This is a genomic window from Novosphingobium sp. Leaf2, from assembly GCF_001421325.1.
GTDB lineage: Bacteria > Pseudomonadota > Alphaproteobacteria > Sphingomonadales > Sphingomonadaceae > Novosphingobium.
Genome location: NZ_LMJY01000012.1, coordinates 261,618 through 279,536, shown reverse-complemented (window position 1 = coordinate 279,536; position 17,919 = coordinate 261,618). Strand labels below are relative to the sequence as shown.

Genomic DNA, 17,919 nt, shown 5'->3' with positions numbered 1-17,919 from the left:
CGTGAACGGGGGGCACAAGCCCCGCACGGCACTTTATTCGGGGAGCGATTGCAGGCTATGGCAGGACGCGATGCTGACTTTGCCGAACATTCTCACCCTTTCGCGCATCTTCGCGGTGCCGCTGCTGGCGTTCCTGCTGTGGTGGCCCGCGTGGCAGTTCGGCTATGGCCTGGCCTTCGTGCTGTATTGCCTGATGGGCATTACGGACTATTTCGACGGGTATCTGGCGCGCTCTAGCGGCGCAGTTTCCAGGCTGGGCGTGTTCCTGGACCCGATCGCCGACAAGATCATGGTCGCTGCGGTGATTCTGGTGCTGACCGCCCAAGGCATCCTGCGCGGCCCTTATGTGGGCGACGCGCATGTGATCGCCGGGCTGGTTATCCTGATTCGCGAGATCGCGGTATCGGGTCTGCGCGAATTTCTGGGCAGCCTGCAGGTCTCCGTGCCAGTCAGTCGGCTGGCGAAGTGGAAGACGACGTTCCAGCTCGTTTCGCTGGGCGCGCTGATCCTGGGCAACGCCATGCCGTGGTGGAACCTGTGGCTCGGCACGCTGGAGATCAACGTGCCCCACACCGTAGGCCTGACGACGCTGTGGGCCGCTGCCGGACTGACGCTGATCACCGGCTGGGATTATCTGCGCGTCGGCCTCAAGCACATGGACTGAGCGTGCGCGGGAACTGCCCGGCACAATAGCGCTTACGACTGGTCCCGCCCGACGCTTTACAAGGATCCATGATGAGCGCGACCACCACACAGGCGAGCGTAGCGCCGGCCAACCCGGTTCGTTCGCCCAGCCGGGCGCTGGTGTTGAGCATGGCGGCGGCGACCGGCATCGCGGTTGCCAACATCTATTACAGTCAGCCGATGCTCGGCCTGATGCAAGCCGACGTTGCGGGCCAGGCCGTGACGTATGTGCCTACGGTCACGCAGTTGGGCTTTGCGGCCGGCCTGTTCCTGCTCGTGCCGCTGGGCGATCTGGTGGAGCGCAAGCGACTGATCCTGCTGCAATTCCTGGCCTTGGCGGCTGCGTTGACGTTCATGGCCATCGCACCAGGTGCCGGATTGCTGCTCGTCGCCGCCTTGCTGGTGGGGCTGTTCGGATCGGTCGCGCAGCAGATCGTGCCACTGGCGGCCAACTTGGCGCCGGAGGACAGCCGGGGCCGGATCCTGGGAACGGTGATGGCAGGCCTGCTGTGCGGCATTCTGTTGAGCCGCACGCTGGCGGGTTTCGTCGCCGGGATTGCGGGCTGGCGCGAGATGTTCTGGCTGGCAGTGCCGATCACCCTGGCCGCAGCGGCGCTGATGGCGGTCCGGCTTCCGCGCAGCCAGCCGCAGGAGACTGGCCTGACCTATGCGGGGTTGCTGAGTTCGATTGGCGCCTTGTGGCTGCGGTACCCGACGCTGCGGCAGGCGGCGTACACCCAGTGCTGCCAGTTCGGGCTGTTCAGCATCTTCTGGACGGTGCTGGCCCTGCATCTCAAGGAGCCGAGGTTCGCGCTTGGGTCGGAAGCGGCCGGGCTGTTCGGCATTCTGGGCGTAGCGGGCGTGTTGGCCGCGCCGCTGGCGGGCCGCATCGCTGATCGCCGGGGGCCGCACCTGGTGATCGTGGTTGCCAGCGCTATCAGTCTGGCGGCGTGGCTGGTGTTCGGGCTGTGGCAGTCGATCGCCGGATTGATCGTCGGGGTATTGCTGCTGGATCTTGCCGTACAGGCCAGCCAGATATCCAACCAGACCATCATCTACGCGCTGTCCGCAAAGGCCCGTTCGCGAATCAACACGGTCTACATGGTGCTGATTTTCCTGGCCGGGGCTGCCAGTTCGGGCCTGGCCGTCGCCACCTGGCACCAATGGGGCTGGAACGGGGTTTGCGTGCTTGGCACCGCCATCGCGCTGCTCGGATTGGGTCTTCAGCTGCGGCGCCCTAGGTAAGGCGCTTGGACTGCGTTTCAGCCGGCGCGCAATTCATCGGCCAGCATCCTGAATTCGTCGGCGCGGGGCGAATTCTTGCGCCATACCAAGGCAATCTCGCGATTCGCATTGGGGGAAATTAGCGGGCGGGCAACGACGTTGGTGCCGTTGAGAATGCCAGCGTCAAGCGCCATTTCCGGCAACATCGTCAGGCCAAGGCCATTGTCCACCATCTGCACCAGCGTGTGCAGGCTGGTGCCGATCATGGTCGCGCTGGCGCGAAGTTCCGGGCGGTTGCAGGCGGCCAGCGCGTGGTCCTTCAGGCAATGCCCGTCTTCCAGCAGCAGCAGCCGGTTCTCGTCGATGAGGTCAGCGGTGACCTGGGCGGGCGGATCGCGCGGATCGTCCTTCGGGAAGGCAACGTAGAACGCGTCGAGCTCGATGGTTTCCTTCTCCACCTCGCCGGTGGCGTAGGGCAGGGCGAGCAGCACGCAGTCCGCCCGGCCGTGGTGCAGCGATTCGACTGCGGCCTGGCTGGGTTCCTCGCGCAGGAACAATCGCAGGTTGGGCCGTTCGCGGCGCAAGCGCGGCAGCATGCGCGGCAGCAGGAACGGGGCGATCGTGGGGATGACGCTCATCCGCAGCTCGCCCGAAAGCGGCTTGCCGCTGGACTGCACCAGATCCGACAGTTCCTCTGTTTCGCGCAGGATCCGGTGCGCCTTGGCGACCACCGCGTTGCCCAGCGGTGTGAAGCGCACCGCGCGCTTGGTCCGCTCCACCAGGCTGACGCCCAGCAGCGTTTCAAGGTCGCGCAGGCCAGCGGACAACGTGGATTGGGAAACGAAGCAGCCATCGGCGGCGCGGCCAAAGTGGCCATGCTCGTGAAGGGCGACGAGATACTGAAGCTGCTTGAGCGTCGGCTGATATACGGTCACGCGTGTGCTATCGCACGCCAACGTAGCTTAGCCAAGTGCGGCGTTTGTGCGCCGCGGCGAACGTGTGATAGCGCAAAGCGCGCCGCAGTTAGTCTGCCGCCGGTGCTGCGCTCGCCGTTTCCTGGGACGTCGGGATTTCGACCACTGCCGCATCGTCCACATGGGTCATCTTGAGTTTGCCGTTCTCTACCGCAAACGCCAGCTTGCCTTCCACAAGGTCCAGCGCATCGCGCCCGAACACCTCGTAGCGCCAGCCCTGCAGCAGGCTCAGGTTCTTGCGAACCCCGGCTGCCAGCAATTCCAGTTCGTCGTTCCGGGCCAGCAGTCGCGCGGCAGCGTCGATCTCGCGGGCGCGGATCTTCAGCAGCAGCTTGAGCAGATCGGCAACCAGCGCGCCTTCCTTGCCCAGCGGTGCGCCGCGCGGCGTGCGCGCGGGCAGTTCGTCATCGGGAAGCGGCTCGGCCTCGGCGATGGCGTTCATCAGGCGGCGGCCGATTTCATTGTCCTTCCATCCTTGCGACAGGCCTCGCACTTTTGCCAGGTCGGCCTGGGTCTTGGGCGGGTGGCTGGCAATGTCCGCCACCGTCTCGTCACGAGCGATGCGGCCACGCGGGATGTTCTTGTTCTGCGCTTCGAGTTCGCGCCACTGGGCGATCGCCTTAAGCCGGCCCAGCACCTGCGGATTGCGGCTGGGCGCCTTGATCCGCTTCCACGCTTCGGTGGGATCGTTACGATAATGCTCCGGATCGGCGAGCTTTTCCATTTCCTGGTCCAGCCATTCGCCGCGCCCGGTCTTGACCAGACGCTTGAGAATCTTGGGAAAGATCTTTGACAGGTAGGTGACATCGCCGATCGCATATTCGATCTGCCGCTCGGTAAGCGGGCGGCGCGACCAGTCGGTAAAGCGTGCGCCTTTATCCACCGTCACGCCCTGCCACGATTCGACCAGGTTGGAGTAGCCGATCTGCTCGGACTGGCTGATCGCCATCGTCGCGATCTGCGTATCGAAGATCGGATGGGGCGTGCGACCGGTGAAGTTGAAGATGATCTCCACATCCTGCCCGCCCGCGTGGAAGACTTTCAGCACCTCCTCGTTGTCGGTCAGCAGGTCCCACAAGGGGGTGAGGTCAAGGCCCGGTGCCAGCGGATCGACTGCCGCCGCTTCCTCCGTATCGGCGATCTGCACCAGGCACAGTTCGGGCCAATAGGTGTTCTCGCGCATGAACTCGGTATCGACGCTCACGAAATCGGCTTTCGCAAGGCGGGCGCAAAGCGCAGCGAGTTCTTCGGACGTGGTGATCAGCGGATGAATTTTCATGGAACGCAGGCGTTACGCTGAACGGGGCGGGGGATCAACGCTTCGTATTCCCGTTCTATCGCGGTTTATGTCCGGCGCGTAATAGCGCGTAACACGCGTTGCATCACGCTGGGCCTGGCGTTCGCCGTCAGTTGCGCGATGCTGTCCGCTGTCACGATGCGGCGGCGCAGTTGGGTTCCGGTTGTGTGGACGCCGGGCGGCGGCAGGTGGAGGCCGTCATACGGATCGTCAAGAGCTTCGTCGGGCGTCGCCGCCTCAACTGCGGCATCGCCATCGCCATGCCCGGCGAAAGGTGCATCCGCCCAGGGCTCCAGCAACGCGGCGTCAGTGGGGTTGCCCCGGTTCAGGAGATTTTCGTCCAGCCTGCTTTCCGCGAACATATGCGTCGTGCTCCGCTAACCTAACGTGCCCCCGTTACTACCCAAGGTTAGACCGCAATGGTTTATTCGGGGTTACCGCGCGGGCGGTTTCCAGGCTTTGCAATCCGCGTCTGGAAATTGCAGCCTCACTGGACTAGGGGCGGCCCTTGTCATTTTTCGTTATGTGAAGAGCACGAGCCCGCCATGACCCATCCCTATCGCACTCATACCTGCGGCGCGCTTGGCGCGGCAGAGGTCGGCCAGACGGTTCGCCTGTCGGGATGGGTGCACCGCAAGCGCGACCATGGCGGCGTACTGTTCGTCGATCTGCGCGACCATTACGGCATCACCCAGGTCGTAACCGATAGCGACAGCCCGGCGCTGGAACTGCTTGATGGCCTGCGCGCCGAAAGCGTCGTCACCATCGAGGGTACGGTCAAGGCCCGCAGCGAAGGGACGGTGAACCCCAACCTGTCTACCGGCGCGATCGAAGTCTACGCGCGCAGCGCCACGGTGTTGTCGCGGGCAGACGAACTGCCGATGCCGGTGGCCGGCGAGCAGGAATATCCCGAGGATATCCGTCTGAAGTATCGCTTCCTCGACCTGCGCCGCGAAACGCTGCACGCCAACATCGTCAAGCGCACGCAGATCATCCGGGATATCCGGCACCGCATGGAGGACATCGGCTTTACCGAGTATTCCACGCCGATCCTCACCGCCTCCAGCCCCGAAGGCGCGCGCGATTTCCTGGTGCCCAGCCGCATCCACGCCGGTAAGTTCTATGCGCTGCCCCAGGCCCCGCAGCAGTACAAGCAGCTCCTGATGGTGGCCGGCTTCGACCGCTATTTCCAGATCGCCCCGTGTTTCCGTGACGAAGACCCGCGCGCCGACCGTCTGCCGGGTGAGTTCTACCAGCTCGACCTGGAAATGAGCTTCGTCACCCAGGAAGAAGTGTGGGAAACGATGGAGCCGGTGTTGCGTGCCACGTTCGCGCAGTTCGCGGGCGACAAGCCGGTGACGCCGGCGGGCCAGTTCCGCCGCATTCCGCACGCGCAGGCGATGCTGGATTACGGCAGCGACAAGCCTGACCTGCGCAACCCGCTGCTGGTCAAGGACGTGACCGCGCACTTCGCCGAATCGGGCTTCGGCATCTTTGCCGGTATCGTTGCCAATGGCGGCGTGATCCGCGCGATCCCGGCGCCGGGCGCAGGCGCGGGCAGCCGCAAGTTCTTTGACGACACCAACGTGTGGGCGCGCGGCGAAGGCTATTCGGGCCTTGGCTACATCAACATCAAGGATGGCGTTCCCGGCGGCCCGATCGCCAAGAATCATGGCGAGGAAAAAACCGCGGCGTTGATCGCGGCGCTGGGCCTTGGCCCCAACGATGGTGTGTTCTTTGCGGCGGGCAAGGAAGAGCAGGCCGCCAAGCTGGCCGGCCTTGCCCGCACCCGCGTGGCCGAGCAGCTGGACCTGATCGACAAGGATCGCTTCGAGCTGTGCTGGATCGTCGATTTCCCGTTCTACGAATGGGATGAGGACAACAAGAAGGTGGATTTCGCGCACAACCCGTTCTCAATGCCGCAAGGCGGGATGGACGCGCTGGAAAATCAGGACCCGCTGACGATCAAGGCCTACCAGTACGATCTGGTGTGCAACGGATACGAAATCGCGTCGGGATCGATCCGCAACCAGTCTCCCGAATTGATGGTCAAGGCGTTCGAGATGACCGGTTTGTCCAAGGCTGACGTCGAGGAGCGCTTCGGTGGCCTGTATCGCGCCTTCCAGTATGGCGCGCCGCCGCATGGCGGCATGGCGGCCGGCGTGGATCGCATCGTGATGTTGCTATGCGGGGCGCAGAACCTGCGCGAAATCACGCTGTTCCCGATGAACCAGCGGGCCGAGGACTTGCTGATGAACGCGCCCAGCCCGGCCGAAGCCAAACAGCTGCGCGAATTGCACTTGCGGGTGGTGGAGCCGGTAAAGCAGCCGGCGGCGGGGACGGAGCCGAAGGCTTAAGCCGTTCCAGCGCGCGTCTTTGGTCCATCCTGTCGATCTGTTAAGCCAAGGCCCTTGCCAGCGTCGCGCCCAGACATTAGGGCACTGTCGAGATTCAAAGCCGCCTATTTTCGAAGAGGTCTATACACATGAGCGATACCGCCGATCGGGTTAAGAAGATCGTCGTCGAGCATCTGGGCGTCGAAGCCGACAAGGTAACCGAGGACGCGAGCTTCATCGACGATCTGGGCGCTGACTCGCTCGACATCGTCGAGCTGGTCATGGCGTTCGAGGAAGAATTCGGCGTCGAAATCCCCGATGACGCTGCCGAGAAGATCACCACTGTTTCCGATGCCATCAAGTACATCGAAGAAAACAAGGGCTGATCTGGCACCCGCGTTTCCGATCCCTGCCGGCGCATGCCGGACAGGGCGGAGCGCGCACCGGATTGAAATTGACAGGCTCGACCTCTAAGGGGCGGGCCTGTCGGTGTTTTCGGCCAGTTGAAAATGCGGCCAGGTAGCATTTCGGAGAGCATAATGCGTCGTGTCGTCGTCACCGGACTTGGTCTTGTCACCCCGTTGGGCGCTGACGTGGAGACTACCTGGGCCAACATCCTTGCCGGCAAATCCGGCGCCGGGCAGATCACGAAGTTCGATGCGTCGGACCAGAAGTGTCGCATAGCCGCCGAAGTGAAGCCGGCCGATCACGAATACGGCTTCGATGCCAACAAGCGCGTCGATCACAAAGTGCAGCGTCAGGTCGATCCGTTCATCGTGTTCGGGATCGACGCGGCGGGGCAGGCGATCGAAGATGCCGGCCTTACCGACATGGACGAGGAAACCCGGTTCATGGCTGGGTGCTCGATCGGATCGGGCATCGGCGGGTTGCCGGGCATTGAAAGCGAATCACTGGTGCTGGCCAACAAGGGCCCCAGCCGCGTCTCGCCGCACTTCGTGCACGGTCGCCTCATCAACCTGATCTCGGGTCAGGTCTCGATCAAGTACGGCCTGATGGGCCCCAACCACGCGGTCGTCACTGCCTGTTCCACCGGCGCGCACTCTATCGGTGATGCGGCGCGCATGATCAAGGACGGCGACGCTGACATCATGCTAGCGGGCGGCGCGGAAAGCACGATCTGCCCGATCGGCATCGCCGGCTTCGCACAGGCGCGTGCGCTGTCCACAGCCTTCAACGACGAGCCCACCAAGGCCAGCCGCCCCTATGACAAGGACCGCGACGGTTTCCTGATGGGTGAGGGCGCCGGTGTCGTCGTGCTCGAAGAGTACGAACACGCCAAGGCGCGCGGCGCGAAGATCTACTGCGAAGTCATCGGATACGGGCTGTCGGGCGATGCCTATCACGTCACCGCCCCGCATCCGGAAGGCTCGGGCGCGTATCGTTCCATGGCCATGGCGCTGCGCAAGGCCGGGCTGGAACCCAAGGACATCGACTATATCAACGCCCACGGCACGTCCACGCCGCTGGGTGACGAGCTGGAACTGGGCGCCGTGCGCCGCCTGTTCGGCGATGCGATCGACGGTGTTTCGATGAGTTCCACCAAGTCCGCCATCGGCCATCTGCTGGGCGGTGCGGGTGCGGTGGAATCGATCTTCTGCATCCTGGCCCTGCGTGACCAGATCGTCCCCCCCACGCTCAACCTCGACAATCCGAGCGAGAGCTGCATCGGCGTCGATCTGGTGCCGCACGTCGCCAAGAAGCGCGAAGTGCGCGCGGTCCTCAACAACAGCTTCGGCTTTGGCGGCACCAACGCCAGCCTGGTGATGCGCAAGATCGACTGACATCATGGTTTCCCGGCGCGGATGCGTTCTGGCGGCGATCGCCGCCCTCGTTCTGGTCGGGAGCCTGTGGGCCTTTCTGGGCGGCTGGTATGGATCCGGGCCGCTGCAGAAGGAAGCGCACTTCATCGTGCCCAACGGCGCCAGCCTTGCCGATGTCGCGGACCGCCTGCAGAAACAGGGCGTGATCGGCTCGGCCAGCGGGTTCGTGTTCCGCGCGCGGATCCTGGGCGGCGGCAGCGCGATCAAGGCCGGCGAATTTGCGATACCGGCGCATGCCAGTGCTTCGCGCGTGCTGGCGATCATCTCCAGTGACGAGATCATCCGCCGTTTCGTTGTCGTGCCCGAAGGCATGCCCTCGATCATGGTGTACGAGCGGCTGAAGGCGCAAACTTCGCTGACAGGAGACGTAAGCATGCCGGCGGAAGGCTCCGTCCTGCCGGATAGCTACGCGTTCGAAAAAGGCGAAGCGCGTCAGGCCGTCCTGCGCCGCATGCAGGCGGCGATGACCCGCACCGTCAAGGAGCTCTGGGCCAAGCGCGCGCCGGGCCTGGTGGTGAAAACGCCCGAGCAGGCGGTAATCCTGGCCTCCATCGTCGAGAAGGAAACCGGCAAGCCGTCCGAGCGGCGAATGGTAGCGGGGCTGTATTCGAATCGCCTGAAGACAGGGATGCTGCTGCAGGCTGATCCCACCATCATCTATCCGATCACCAAGGGCAAGCGGCTGGGCCGGCGCATCCTCCAGTCCGAAATCCAGGCGGTCAACGACTACAACACTTATACGATGGTGGGCCTGCCCAAGCACCCGATCACCAACCCCAGCCGTGCGTCCATCGCCGCAGTGCTGAACCCGGCCAAGACCAAGGCGCTCTACATGGTGGCCGACGGTACCGGTGGCCATGCGTTCGCCGATACCCTGGAAGAGCACAACCGTAACGTCGCCAAGTGGTTCGCGATCCGCCGGGCACGGGGTGAATTGTAAGGCCGGCGGGCGCTGTCCTTGCGAACTTTAATGGCACTGGTGCATTATCGAGCCTGAACCTTTGCGCTTTTACCCGGGGGAACAGCATGCTCGATCGTCAGATACCCGATGTGGTCCTCAAAACCCGCGTCCGCGACGAATCCATTGGCGGCGATAATCCGTTCCGGTGGGAAGACCTGAACGTGCATGATGCCTTTGCCGGTAAGCGCGTGGTGATATTCTCGCTGCCCGGCGCGTTCACGCCCACGTGCAGCAACGAGCAGTGCCCCGCGTTCGAGCGCCTCTACGATGATTTCCGTGCTGCTGGGGCTGACGAGGTCTATTGCATCGCCGTCAACGACGCGTTCGTGATGTATCAATGGGGCCGCCATTTAGGCTTGTCGAAGGTGAAACTATTGCCGGACGGTTCCGGGCACTTCACCCGGCGCATGGGGATGCTGATCGACAAGGATCACCTGGGCTTCGGTTTGCGTTCCTGGCGATATGCCATGGTGGTGGACGACAATCACATCACCGCCTGGTTCGAGGAACCGGGCATCAATGACACCGGCTCGGACGATGACCCGTATGGCGAAACCGCGCCTGAAAAGGTGCTGGAGGCACTGCAAAAGGGTGCGGTCTGACGACGCCGCTGATCGTCACAGCCGAACTGCCCGCTGACGTCTTCACGTGGGTGGATGGTTTGCGCCGCGCGCATTTTCCGCCCGAGCGCAATCAGCTTAGCGCGCATGTCACCTTGTTTCATGCGTTGCCCGCACACGTCGAGGAAGAGGTGCTGGAACTGCTGGGGCGGATCACCAAGGCGCCACCGCCGCTTGCGCGCATCACCGGCCTGATGAAGCTGGGCGGCGGCACCGCCTTTGCCATCGAAAGCGATGCAATGGTGGAATGTCACGGCATGATCGCAGAGCGGATGCATGGCCTGCTCACCCGCCAGGACGTGCAGCCAGCGCGCTTGCATGTCACCATCCAGAACAAGGTGAGCGCGCAGGCCGCACGCGCGTTGCAGGATGAATTGCGCCCCGGCTTTTCCCTGGTTACGTTCCGGTTTCGCGGACTGGGCCTTTATGCCTACGAAGGGGGCCCGTGGCGGCAGATCCGGGTGCTGCCGTTTCGCGGCAAAGATTCAGGATAACGGCCAAAGCCGATAAGGGGAGAGAGCTATGACAGAGCAAGACAAGGACCTGATGGACGAGCGCATGTCCACGCCCGCAGCCCAAACCAGCGTGCGCAAGGCTGTGGCCTTCTCGATCGCGCTGGTGATCATGTTCGTGATCGCCATCGGCATTACGTCCACCACTATCGGCATCCTCGCCCGACCGGGTGCAGACCCAGGCTCGATGCAGGCGAACAAGGCCCCGGCGGATTGATAGACCTTGCTGATGCGTGGGGGTAAGATGGTAGCGGAGGAGGGCTTCGGTCGATCCCCCCGACACACTTTGTGCTGCTTGCCGCCGATCCTGAACGGCCATAGGTGGTGGCAGCGCGATTAACGCCCGAGATTGATGACCTTACCTTCGGGTGTAATTCGAAATTTGCCACCTCCGTAGGCCGATCCACTACTCTGCGCCGAAACGCTGTAAGTTATTCCCTTTACAAGAGGCTTGGCCTTCACAGACTTCGTCTGACCGTCTGCGTATTTGAACAGCGGGCCGGACAGCCGTGCCCCGTATACCACTGGAAACGGGTTATCGCAGGATGGCGAGGAGAATGTTTGCTCCCAGTAAACGCCCCGGCGGACCGCGCTTACATCATCGCCCGCTTCCGGTGATGCGGCAGGACCATCATCAGTTGCGACGCTGATCCCACGGACGCAATCGGGATTGCCGAAGAAATCAGTTTTGGCAACGAACGCAAGTCTGCCGTCGATGATCTTCGCCCGTATGTCATAGACGCTCGAACAGCCGCTAACGGCCAAGGTCAACGCCATCAGCAAGAGAAGGGGGATACCTCGACTCACGCGGCAAGCGCCCGGTAGACGCTCGTCCTACCGACGCCCAGTAGGCTCGCGATTTCAGTAGGGCTGATACCCTGCCCGTGAAGCCGCTTCACCTTCGCATAGTCGATGCTGGGTCCGCGCCCCTTATAGCGCCCTTCCTGCCTCGCGCAAGCAATGCCCTCCGCCTGCCGCTCGGCCCGCAGATCGGTCTCGAAGGCCGCAACAGCGCCGAGGATCGACAGGGTGAGCTTGCCGGTCGGCGTCGTTGTGTCAACGCCACTCTGCGCGAGGCACCGGAAGCCGACCCCCTTCGCTTCGAGCGCGGCGAGCAGGTTGTGGAGGTCCTGCGTCGAGCGCGCGAAGCGGTCGAGGCGCGACACAACGATGATGTCGCCGGTGCGCGCGGCCTTCATGGCGTCGTGGAGCGCCTCGCGATCTTCCGCCTGCCGACCGGACTTCTTCTCGCTGTAGATTTGCTCGCAACCGGCAGCGCGGAGCGCCTCCTCCTGAACGGTGAGGTCCTGCCCTATGCTGCTCACCCTCGCGTAGCCGATCAACATCGCGCTGTTCCGTATATACTGAAGACTCTATCGGTATGTTCCGAAAGGGTCCTCGTGTCAAGCTATTCGGAACAGATTTCATCGCCGCATCGCGCACCCGTTCAGGTATACCCTGTTGGACGCGATCACTTCGGCGAGTTTAGCTTTGCCTTGGCGGCTTGTTCCGACTGGTTGGCGGTTCGCAGCGCGTCCTGATATTTCTGCGCGGCAGTGCTCCTCTTCCGTCGTGCGCTGTCGATCTGCTGGCTCGCCTTCAATCGCTTCTGTGCTGCCTTTATGGCTTCGTCCGCTATGGACTCGATGATGTCTTTGTATTTCATGTCCTTCTCCTTTGAGCATTACTCTCCATTGCCCTCCTGACGGAGAGCGCTGGAGTCCGGTGATTTCACGGCGATCTCGGCCCTGCTGGTAGCAACAGACGACGGTCGAACGGCGAGGTCGGTTGTCAGACCGACAGCGGCAGCATGACGAGACGGTCGGTGTCGTCGGTCTGCCAGACATCCTTGAAGGTGTAGCTGTGCCACCCCTTCGCGCCGTGGATCGGCTCCACCACGCATGTTCCGCTGGCGACCAGCGTCCGCCAGATGTTCCGATCCGGGCCGCGCCGCTTCTCCCCGACGAACAGCCCCTCGAACTTCGACCAGTCATCCGGGGCGACCTTGAAGGCCCCGTGAATATGGCCCGTCAGCAACGAACCCTCTACAATGCCCAAGGCCGGTGTCTGTCGCGCGCGATTCTGGGCGAGGTTGAACCCGCGCCCGATCAGGCGGCGCTGAACCAGCATGTGCGCCTTGACGAACAGGCGATGAAGTGCGGCGACCGACTTTGTGAAGTTGGCGTCGTTGGGTTTTAAGGTGATAGCGTGGGTGAAGTCTTGATCGGAGAGAAAGTTCAGCCAGTTCGTCTTTAAGGTTGTGGTGGTCATGAATTGAAGATACCAGACGCCATCCCGCGCTTTCAATAAATCAATCTGCGCTTCGTGCTGATTTATTTATAGCCGCGAACTGGTCCGCCCTGTCAGGATCAGGGCATGGATCACTCTAACCACACAGACAAACACAACGAGGCGCGGCGCGAGTTCGTGCGCGACCTCGCACGAGCACTTGCGAAGATCATCGCCGCCGCCGACTATGCTACCGAAGCCGCAGGTCTGGAGTCGAGTTCATGATGCCCGCTATCGGCGCGATCTACGCGCGCTACAGTTCGGACCTTCAGGACGAGACATCAATCGACGATCAGGTAGCGCTGTCGGAGCGGCGCGCCGTTGGCAACGGCCACACCATTCCCGCATCGAACCGCTTCCCCGATTACGCCAAAAGCGGCGCGTCCGTCTTGCTGCGCGACGGCTACAAGGCGATGATGAAGGCCGCATACGGGGGTGAGTTCACCGTCCTGTATATCGAGAATGTCTCCCGCCTGTCGCGGAACAACGGCGATGTCCAGAAGGCCATTGAGCACCTGACCTTCCTCGGCATCACCGTCATCGAGGCGGCGACGAACACCGTGCTCGACCCGATGGGCGCGGCGGTGAAGGGGCTGGTGGCGCACCTCACCCGCGAGCAGACCGCGCAGATGGTGCGGCGCGGTCTGGACGGCATCGTCCGCAGCGGCTTCACGGCGGGAGGCCGCGCCTACGGCTACCAATCGGCACCGCGACACGCGCACGAGAAGCGGCGCGGCGGCACCCTCCTGATCGTCGAGGATCAGGCGCGGATCATCGTCGAGATTTTCGAGCGCTATGCGGCAGGCGAGACCCCGCGCGCCATCGCAGCCGACCTCAACGAGCGCGGGGTGAAGCCGCCACGCGGGAGCCGTTGGGCGGCGTCGTGTATCCACGGCGAGGCGGCACGGGGCAGCGGCATCCTGAACAACGAACTCTATGTCGGACGCATTGTCTGGAACAAGAGCCGGATGGTGGTGAACCCGAACACCGGCAAGCGCGTGTCCCGGCGCAACGACGTTGGGGAACGGGTGTGCGCCGACGCCGAACACCTGCGCATCGTGTCGGACGAACTGTGGGACGCTGTAGCGGTGCGCAAGGCCAAGAAGCGGCAGGAGCCGCCCCAGCGTGCCCGCGCCGCCAAGCGCGTCTTCAGCGGCCTGCTTCGATGCGGTGCCTGTGGCAGCGGCATGTCCACCAAGGGCACGGACAAGACGGGGCGCACGCGGTTTCAATGTTCGCGCCACAAGGAGAGCGGCGACTGCCCTGATCCCCGCAGCTACTACATCGACGAGATTGAGGCTCGTGTGCTCGGCCTGCTGCGGCGTGAACTTCAGGAGCCTGACGCGATCCGCGACTTCCTCGAAACATACGAGGCGGAGATGAAGCGGCTGCGCATGTCATCGACCACGCAACGGGCATCGCTCGAAGCGGAACTTGTGAAGGCGTCGGCGCGAGCCGAGCGGCTCAACAACCTGCTGATGGACGGCCTATGCGATCCCGTTCGCACCCAGCCGGAGCTTCAGGCCACGCTCACGAAGGAGAATGATCTTCGGCAGCGGCTGGCCGCGATGGCAACACCCAGCGTTGTCGTGCTCCACCCCGGCGCGCGCGAACGCTACCTGACTGCCGTAGCGCGGCTTCACGAGACACTGGGCAAAGACGGCGAGTCAGAAGCCGCCAAGGTCGTGCGCGAGGTGATCGAAACGGTGGTGCTTCATCCGGCTGGCGCATCGCGCAACCGCCACACGCCGCCTCCGAAGATCGAAATCATTGGCAGGTTGGAAGCGTTGATCGGCGAGCGATTTCTGCTTCCTGCCGCTCTGGGGGACAACGAGGCGTTTGCCTCGATGCCCCCAGCAGCTTCACGCGCGAGTGGTTCCATCCGGCTCCCCGCTGTCGGGGGGAAGAATGGTAGCGGAGGAGGGACTCGAACCCCCGACACGCGGATTATGATTCCGCTGCTCTAACCGACTGAGCTACTCCGCCATATCGGACCTTGGTGAAACGCAAGGTTCGCATGGTGCGCCGCCGCAGCAGCGCAGGTCGCGTCCTTTACGGATGAGGTCGGGATCGGTCAACAGCGAAATGGGCGCTGTCGTGCGACGTTGTCGCGCCTGCGATGCGGGGCTTTGGACATTGCCGAACCCATGATGGCGCAACGGGAACATGACGGGGGCTGGGGACATGCTATGGCGTGGGCCACGGGGGATCTGAGCAATGCGTATTTGGGATATCGCAGCTGCGGCGCTGGCGTTGCTGCCGTGCACGGCGTGGGCGGCGGAGCGCGATTACTGCCCGGATCGGCCTGGCCTCGATACGCCGCCGTGCACGATGGCGCCGGGCACGCTGTCGCTGGAGGCGGGGCTGGGCGACTGGACGCTGAGCCGGGATGCGGACCAGCGTCAGGACCTGTTCCTGACCGGCGACCTGCGCCTGCGGTACGGCTTTGCCGATCATGCGGAAGTGCAGCTTGGCTGGACGAGCCTGGGGTTTTCGCGAACGCGTGATTACACCACCGGACAGATGGCGCGTGAGACCCGCACCGGTGACGTGACGCTGGGGGTGCGCCGCAATCTGGCGAACCCCGATGGCTCCGGATTTTCAGTCGCGCTGGCCGGCTTCGTGTCGCTGCCCACGGGGCGTAGTCCGGTCGGTGCAGGGGACTGGGGAGCAGGCGCGCTGGTGCCGATCTCCGTCCAGGTTTCCGACACCGTCAGCCTGACCTCCACCAGCGAGCTTGATGCAGCGGTGGATGACGACGGCAACGGGCGGCATCTGGCAGTGGGCCAGACGGTTGGCGCGGCGGTGAAGCTGGGCGAAAAGCTATCGGCGGCGGCGGAATATCAGATTACGTTCGATCGCGATCCGTCCGGGTATACTCATCAGCAGGTGTCCGGGCTTTCGCTGGCGTGGCAGCCGGCGAAAAACCTGCAGTTCGACGCCGGGACGATCCTGGGCCTTGATCGGGACGCCAATGACGTAGAGCTATATTTCGGCGTATCGCGCCGGTTCTGAAAGCAGGGTCGAACGTTAGCGCGGCGGGAGCGCTGGCGTCAGGGCGATCCGTAGCCGAATCACGACATCGAGACCGGGCGCGGCATCGCGCAGATCCACTGTGCCATCGTGCAGGTGCGCCACCGCCTGGACGAGAGACAGGCCAAGGCCCGCACCCCAACCGCGCCGAGCCTGGTCCAGCCGGCTGAATCTGCGCAGGGCCTGCTCGCGGTCGTGCGGCGCGATGCCCGGCCCCTCGTCTGCGACGGAGATCGTTGCCCCGTCCGGCTCCGGGCGCAGTGACAGGGTGATCGTGCCCGCGCCGTATTTCAGCGTATTGTCGATCAGGTTGCCGATGGTCTGATCCAGCAACTGGCGATGGACCGGCATCTCGAAGGCGGCGGGCGCTTCGACCACGATGGCGCGGCCCTGATCCTCCACCAGCGGCGCGTAGATCTCGGCCACGTTGTTCAGCAGTTCCGACAAGTCACCGGGAATGAAGCTTTCGCGCCCGATCCCCGCTTCGGCGCGGGTGATGTTGAGCGCGGTCTCGATCATCGCCATCAGACGTTCGGTCTCGGCCAGCGCCTGATCGACGAAAGGTTGCGCGGCCTCGTCGTCCACGTGTTCGGCCAGCCGGTCCAGCGCAGCGCGCATGCGAGTGAGCGGGGAGCGCAGATCGTGGGCGAGGCCGTCGGTCGCCAGCTTGAGTTCGTCGTTCAGCGATGCGACCCGGTCCAGCGCCTGGTTGACCTCGCTGCCCAGCAAGGCGAACGCATCGCCCGTTTCGTCACGCGGAACGCGGCGGCCCAGATCGCCGGCGCGCACCGCGCGCAAAGTGGAAACGCTGGCCTTCAGGCGATTGAGGATCAGGCGCGTGGAGACGAACGCCGCGAAGGCGGCCAGCACCACCGACAGCGCCAGCGCAATCATGCTGGTCCGCTTGAGCAGGGCCAGGATCTGGCGCTCGCTTTCGATCACCGTCCCGGTCACCAGAACCGCACCGCCAGGTAATCGCACCGACTGCATCAGTATCGCTTCGGGGGAGGCATGGCCCGAGCGGGTGAGTTCGACCATCTCGTAAGGCGCGTTCACCGCAAGGCCGGCGGGGATCTTGTCCAGGTTGCCGGCGATCCGCTTGCCCGAAGGATCGGTGAGCAGGACAGCCGCTGCCCGCTCGATCCGCCGGGACACCCTCGTGTCTATGGCATGCGCGAGGCCTGAAAGCCCGGCGCTGGCATACGTCTGGACCAGATCGTCCTGCATCGTTTCGGCCACCGCGATGGCGTTCGCGTGGCTTTGCGAGCGCAGCAGTGCGGCAGGGCCGAATAACAGCACGGCTGCGGTGATGAGCTGGAACGCGAACACCAGCGCCGCGAACCGGAAAGTGGTGGAGCGCGCGATCAAGGCTCGGAACCGATGCGGTAGCCCGCCCCCCGCACGGTGTGGAGGAGGCGGCGCGCTTCGCCCTCGTCGATCTTCTTGCGCAGGCGGCTGAGGTGCACATCAACCACGTTGGTGCCGGGATCGAAATGATAATCCCACACGCCTTCCAGCAGCATCGTGCGGGTGACGACCTGATCCACGTGGCGCAGCAGGAATTCCAGCAGCCGGAATTCGCGCGGCTGCAGGTCTATCGCCCGATCGCCGCGCCGGACCCGGCGGGACAGCAGGTCCATCTCCAGATCGTCACACCGCAGCACGGTATCGGGCGCCGGCGCCGACGCGCTGCGCCGGATCAGCAGTTTGATGCGGGCGAGCAGTTCGGCAAAGGTGAACGGCTTGACCATATAGTCGTCGCAGCCGCCCGTCAGCCCCTTGATCCGGTCTTCAGGCGAGCCGAGCGCGGACAGAATGATGACCGGCGTTTCCACGCCGGCGCCGCGCAGCGCGGCCAGCACCGCCATGCCATCGAGCCCGGGCAGCATGCGGTCCAGAACGATGCAGGCGTAGCCACCGTCGGTGGAGAGGAACAGGCCGTCGCGGCCATTCTCGGCCCGATCGACCACGAAGCCGGCTTCTTCCAGGCCCTTGGCGATGAACTCGGCGGTGGCCGGATCATCCTCTACCATCAGGATCTTCTGGCTCATGCGGAAAGGTCTGCGCTGTGCACTGCGTCTGCCATCGTCGCGGATTAACTTTCCTTCATGTTTCCTCCAGCAGCCGGAGGAACGCGGCACCGTATCC

20 protein-coding genes, 1 tRNA gene and 1 pseudogene are annotated in these 17,919 nt (G+C 63.8%); 12 read left to right on the top strand and 10 right to left on the bottom strand.

The features are described from left to right. The first annotated feature begins 70 nt into the window (after positions 1-70). Together pgsA and ASE49_RS07915 are read left to right on the top strand one after the other, a co-directional pair. Positions 71-664 carry a CDP-diacylglycerol--glycerol-3-phosphate 3-phosphatidyltransferase gene (gene pgsA, locus ASE49_RS07920; protein ID WP_056770177.1) on the top strand — a complete coding sequence of 198 codons (594 nt, stop codon included), beginning with the start codon at positions 71-73 and terminating at the stop codon, positions 662-664. 71 nt (positions 665-735) lie between these two features. Further along, the gene (locus tag ASE49_RS07915; protein WP_056770175.1) at positions 736-1,929 is read left to right on the top strand and encodes an MFS transporter; all 1,194 of its coding nucleotides are present in this window, start codon (positions 736-738) and stop codon (positions 1,927-1,929) included. Between the two features lie 17 nt (positions 1,930-1,946). Here the strand turns inward: ASE49_RS07915 and ASE49_RS07910 are convergent, their stop codons facing one another. From ASE49_RS07910 to ASE49_RS07900, 3 genes are all read right to left on the bottom strand, one after another. Then, the gene (locus ASE49_RS07910) at positions 1,947-2,843 is read right to left on the bottom strand and encodes a hydrogen peroxide-inducible genes activator (RefSeq protein ID WP_056770173.1); all 897 of its coding nucleotides are present in this window, start codon (positions 2,841-2,843) and stop codon (positions 1,947-1,949) included. 88 nt (positions 2,844-2,931) lie between these two features. Further along, on the bottom strand, positions 2,932-4,161 hold the full coding sequence (gene rnd / locus ASE49_RS07905) for a ribonuclease D (protein ID WP_056770170.1): 1,230 nt from the start codon (positions 4,159-4,161) through the stop codon (positions 2,932-2,934). Between the two features lie 65 nt (positions 4,162-4,226). After that, the gene (locus ASE49_RS07900; protein ID WP_056770168.1) at positions 4,227-4,541 is read right to left on the bottom strand and encodes a hypothetical protein; all 315 of its coding nucleotides are present in this window, start codon (positions 4,539-4,541) and stop codon (positions 4,227-4,229) included. Positions 4,542-4,724: 183 nt separating this feature from the next. Between ASE49_RS07900 and aspS the strand changes: the two genes are divergently transcribed. The 7 genes from aspS to ASE49_RS07865 all read left to right on the top strand — a co-directional run bounded on the left by aspS (position 4,725) and on the right by ASE49_RS07865 (position 10,666). Next, complete coding sequence (aspS, locus tag ASE49_RS07895; RefSeq protein ID WP_056770165.1) at positions 4,725-6,536, top strand: aspartate--tRNA ligase; 1,812 nt, start codon at positions 4,725-4,727, stop codon at positions 6,534-6,536. A 128-nt stretch (positions 6,537-6,664) separates the two neighbouring features. After that, positions 6,665-6,901 carry an acyl carrier protein gene (locus tag ASE49_RS07890; RefSeq protein ID WP_056770163.1) on the top strand — a complete coding sequence of 79 codons (237 nt, stop codon included), beginning with the start codon at positions 6,665-6,667 and terminating at the stop codon, positions 6,899-6,901. A gap of 153 nt (positions 6,902-7,054) precedes the next feature. Then, positions 7,055-8,317, top strand: coding sequence for a beta-ketoacyl-ACP synthase II (gene fabF / locus ASE49_RS07885; protein ID WP_056770160.1), 1,263 nt, complete (start codon positions 7,055-7,057; stop codon positions 8,315-8,317). Positions 8,318-8,321: 4 nt separating this feature from the next. After that, the gene (gene mltG / locus ASE49_RS07880) at positions 8,322-9,296 is read left to right on the top strand and encodes an endolytic transglycosylase MltG (RefSeq protein WP_056770157.1); all 975 of its coding nucleotides are present in this window, start codon (positions 8,322-8,324) and stop codon (positions 9,294-9,296) included. Between the two features lie 86 nt (positions 9,297-9,382). Further along, positions 9,383-9,919 carry a peroxiredoxin gene (locus ASE49_RS07875; RefSeq protein WP_056770154.1) on the top strand — a complete coding sequence of 179 codons (537 nt, stop codon included), beginning with the start codon at positions 9,383-9,385 and terminating at the stop codon, positions 9,917-9,919. After that, positions 9,916-10,431, top strand: a complete 516-nt coding sequence (locus ASE49_RS07870; protein ID WP_056770151.1) for a 2'-5' RNA ligase family protein — start codon at positions 9,916-9,918, stop codon at positions 10,429-10,431. The genes ASE49_RS07875 and ASE49_RS07870 overlap by 4 nt, the downstream gene beginning before the upstream one ends. A gap of 28 nt (positions 10,432-10,459) precedes the next feature. Further along, positions 10,460-10,666: a hypothetical protein gene (locus ASE49_RS07865; RefSeq protein ID WP_056770148.1), complete on the top strand. Its 207-nt coding sequence runs from the start codon at positions 10,460-10,462 to the stop codon at positions 10,664-10,666. 119 nt (positions 10,667-10,785) lie between these two features. Here the strand turns inward: ASE49_RS07865 and ASE49_RS18170 are convergent, their stop codons facing one another. The 4 genes from ASE49_RS18170 to ASE49_RS07850 form a co-directional block, all read right to left on the bottom strand. After that, positions 10,786-11,214 carry a hypothetical protein gene (locus ASE49_RS18170; RefSeq protein ID WP_235522881.1) on the bottom strand — a complete coding sequence of 143 codons (429 nt, stop codon included), beginning with the start codon at positions 11,212-11,214 and terminating at the stop codon, positions 10,786-10,788. 38 nt (positions 11,215-11,252) lie between these two features. Further along, the gene (locus ASE49_RS07860; protein ID WP_056770147.1) at positions 11,253-11,795 is read right to left on the bottom strand and encodes a recombinase family protein; all 543 of its coding nucleotides are present in this window, start codon (positions 11,793-11,795) and stop codon (positions 11,253-11,255) included. A 125-nt stretch (positions 11,796-11,920) separates the two neighbouring features. Then, positions 11,921-12,115, bottom strand: a complete 195-nt coding sequence (locus tag ASE49_RS07855; protein ID WP_056770144.1) for a hypothetical protein — start codon at positions 12,113-12,115, stop codon at positions 11,921-11,923. Between the two features lie 125 nt (positions 12,116-12,240). Further along, a complete protein-coding gene (locus tag ASE49_RS07850) occupies positions 12,241-12,720 on the bottom strand; it encodes a hypothetical protein (protein WP_056770142.1) in 480 nt (159 codons plus the stop codon). 105 nt (positions 12,721-12,825) lie between these two features. Here ASE49_RS07850 and ASE49_RS18165 point away from each other — a divergent pair, with 105 nt between their 5' ends. Together ASE49_RS18165 and ASE49_RS18925 are read left to right on the top strand one after the other, a co-directional pair. After that, positions 12,826-12,963: a hypothetical protein gene (locus ASE49_RS18165; RefSeq protein WP_156370194.1), complete on the top strand. Its 138-nt coding sequence runs from the start codon at positions 12,826-12,828 to the stop codon at positions 12,961-12,963. After that, a pseudogene (locus tag ASE49_RS18925) lies at positions 12,960-14,045 on the top strand (recombinase family protein); the annotation flags it as partial. The gene ASE49_RS18165 and the pseudogene ASE49_RS18925, both read left to right, overlap by 4 nt. Positions 14,046-14,647: 602 nt before the next feature. Here the strand turns inward: ASE49_RS18925 and ASE49_RS07840 are convergent. Further along, positions 14,648-14,724 (bottom strand) — tRNA-Met (locus ASE49_RS07840). Between the two features lie 231 nt (positions 14,725-14,955). Between ASE49_RS07840 and ASE49_RS07835 the strand changes: the two genes are divergently transcribed. Beyond that, complete coding sequence (locus ASE49_RS07835) at positions 14,956-15,753, top strand: transporter (protein WP_056770137.1); 798 nt, start codon at positions 14,956-14,958, stop codon at positions 15,751-15,753. 15 nt (positions 15,754-15,768) lie between these two features. Here the strand turns inward: ASE49_RS07835 and ASE49_RS07830 are convergent, their stop codons facing one another. Both ASE49_RS07830 and ASE49_RS07825 read right to left on the bottom strand, forming a co-directional pair. Continuing rightward, positions 15,769-17,139, bottom strand: a complete 1,371-nt coding sequence (locus ASE49_RS07830) for a sensor histidine kinase (RefSeq protein ID WP_056770134.1) — start codon at positions 17,137-17,139, stop codon at positions 15,769-15,771. Then, on the bottom strand, positions 17,136-17,822 hold the full coding sequence (locus tag ASE49_RS07825; RefSeq protein WP_056770131.1) for a winged helix-turn-helix domain-containing protein: 687 nt from the start codon (positions 17,820-17,822) through the stop codon (positions 17,136-17,138). The genes ASE49_RS07830 and ASE49_RS07825 overlap by 4 nt, the downstream gene beginning before the upstream one ends. Positions 17,823-17,919 lie beyond the last annotated feature (97 nt).

Excerpts from the sequence above, each read along its gene's own strand:
- pgsA (WP_056770177.1), top strand. The coding sequence starts at position 71 with ATGCTGACTTTGCCGAACATTCTCACCCTTTCGCGCATCTTCGCGGTG.
- ASE49_RS07915 (WP_056770175.1), top strand. The coding sequence starts at position 736 with ATGAGCGCGACCACCACACAGGCGAGCGTAGCGCCGGCCAACCCGGTT.
- rnd (WP_056770170.1), bottom strand. The coding sequence starts at position 4,161 with ATGAAAATTCATCCGCTGATCACCACGTCCGAAGAACTCGCTGCGCTT.
- ASE49_RS07900 (WP_056770168.1), bottom strand. The coding sequence starts at position 4,541 with ATGTTCGCGGAAAGCAGGCTGGACGAAAATCTCCTGAACCGGGGCAAC.
- aspS (WP_056770165.1), top strand. The coding sequence starts at position 4,725 with ATGACCCATCCCTATCGCACTCATACCTGCGGCGCGCTTGGCGCGGCA.
- ASE49_RS07890 (WP_056770163.1), top strand. The coding sequence starts at position 6,665 with ATGAGCGATACCGCCGATCGGGTTAAGAAGATCGTCGTCGAGCATCTG.
- fabF (WP_056770160.1), top strand. The coding sequence starts at position 7,055 with ATGCGTCGTGTCGTCGTCACCGGACTTGGTCTTGTCACCCCGTTGGGC.
- mltG (WP_056770157.1), top strand. The coding sequence starts at position 8,322 with ATGGTTTCCCGGCGCGGATGCGTTCTGGCGGCGATCGCCGCCCTCGTT.
- ASE49_RS07875 (WP_056770154.1), top strand. The coding sequence starts at position 9,383 with ATGCTCGATCGTCAGATACCCGATGTGGTCCTCAAAACCCGCGTCCGC.
- ASE49_RS07865 (WP_056770148.1), top strand. The coding sequence starts at position 10,460 with ATGACAGAGCAAGACAAGGACCTGATGGACGAGCGCATGTCCACGCCC.
- ASE49_RS07860 (WP_056770147.1), bottom strand. The coding sequence starts at position 11,795 with ATGTTGATCGGCTACGCGAGGGTGAGCAGCATAGGGCAGGACCTCACC.
- ASE49_RS07855 (WP_056770144.1), bottom strand. The coding sequence starts at position 12,115 with ATGAAATACAAAGACATCATCGAGTCCATAGCGGACGAAGCCATAAAG.
- ASE49_RS07850 (WP_056770142.1), bottom strand. The coding sequence starts at position 12,720 with ATGACCACCACAACCTTAAAGACGAACTGGCTGAACTTTCTCTCCGAT.
- ASE49_RS18165 (WP_156370194.1), top strand. The coding sequence starts at position 12,826 with ATGGATCACTCTAACCACACAGACAAACACAACGAGGCGCGGCGCGAG.
- ASE49_RS07835 (WP_056770137.1), top strand. The coding sequence starts at position 14,956 with ATGCGTATTTGGGATATCGCAGCTGCGGCGCTGGCGTTGCTGCCGTGC.
- ASE49_RS07825 (WP_056770131.1), bottom strand. The coding sequence starts at position 17,822 with ATGAGCCAGAAGATCCTGATGGTAGAGGATGATCCGGCCACCGCCGAG.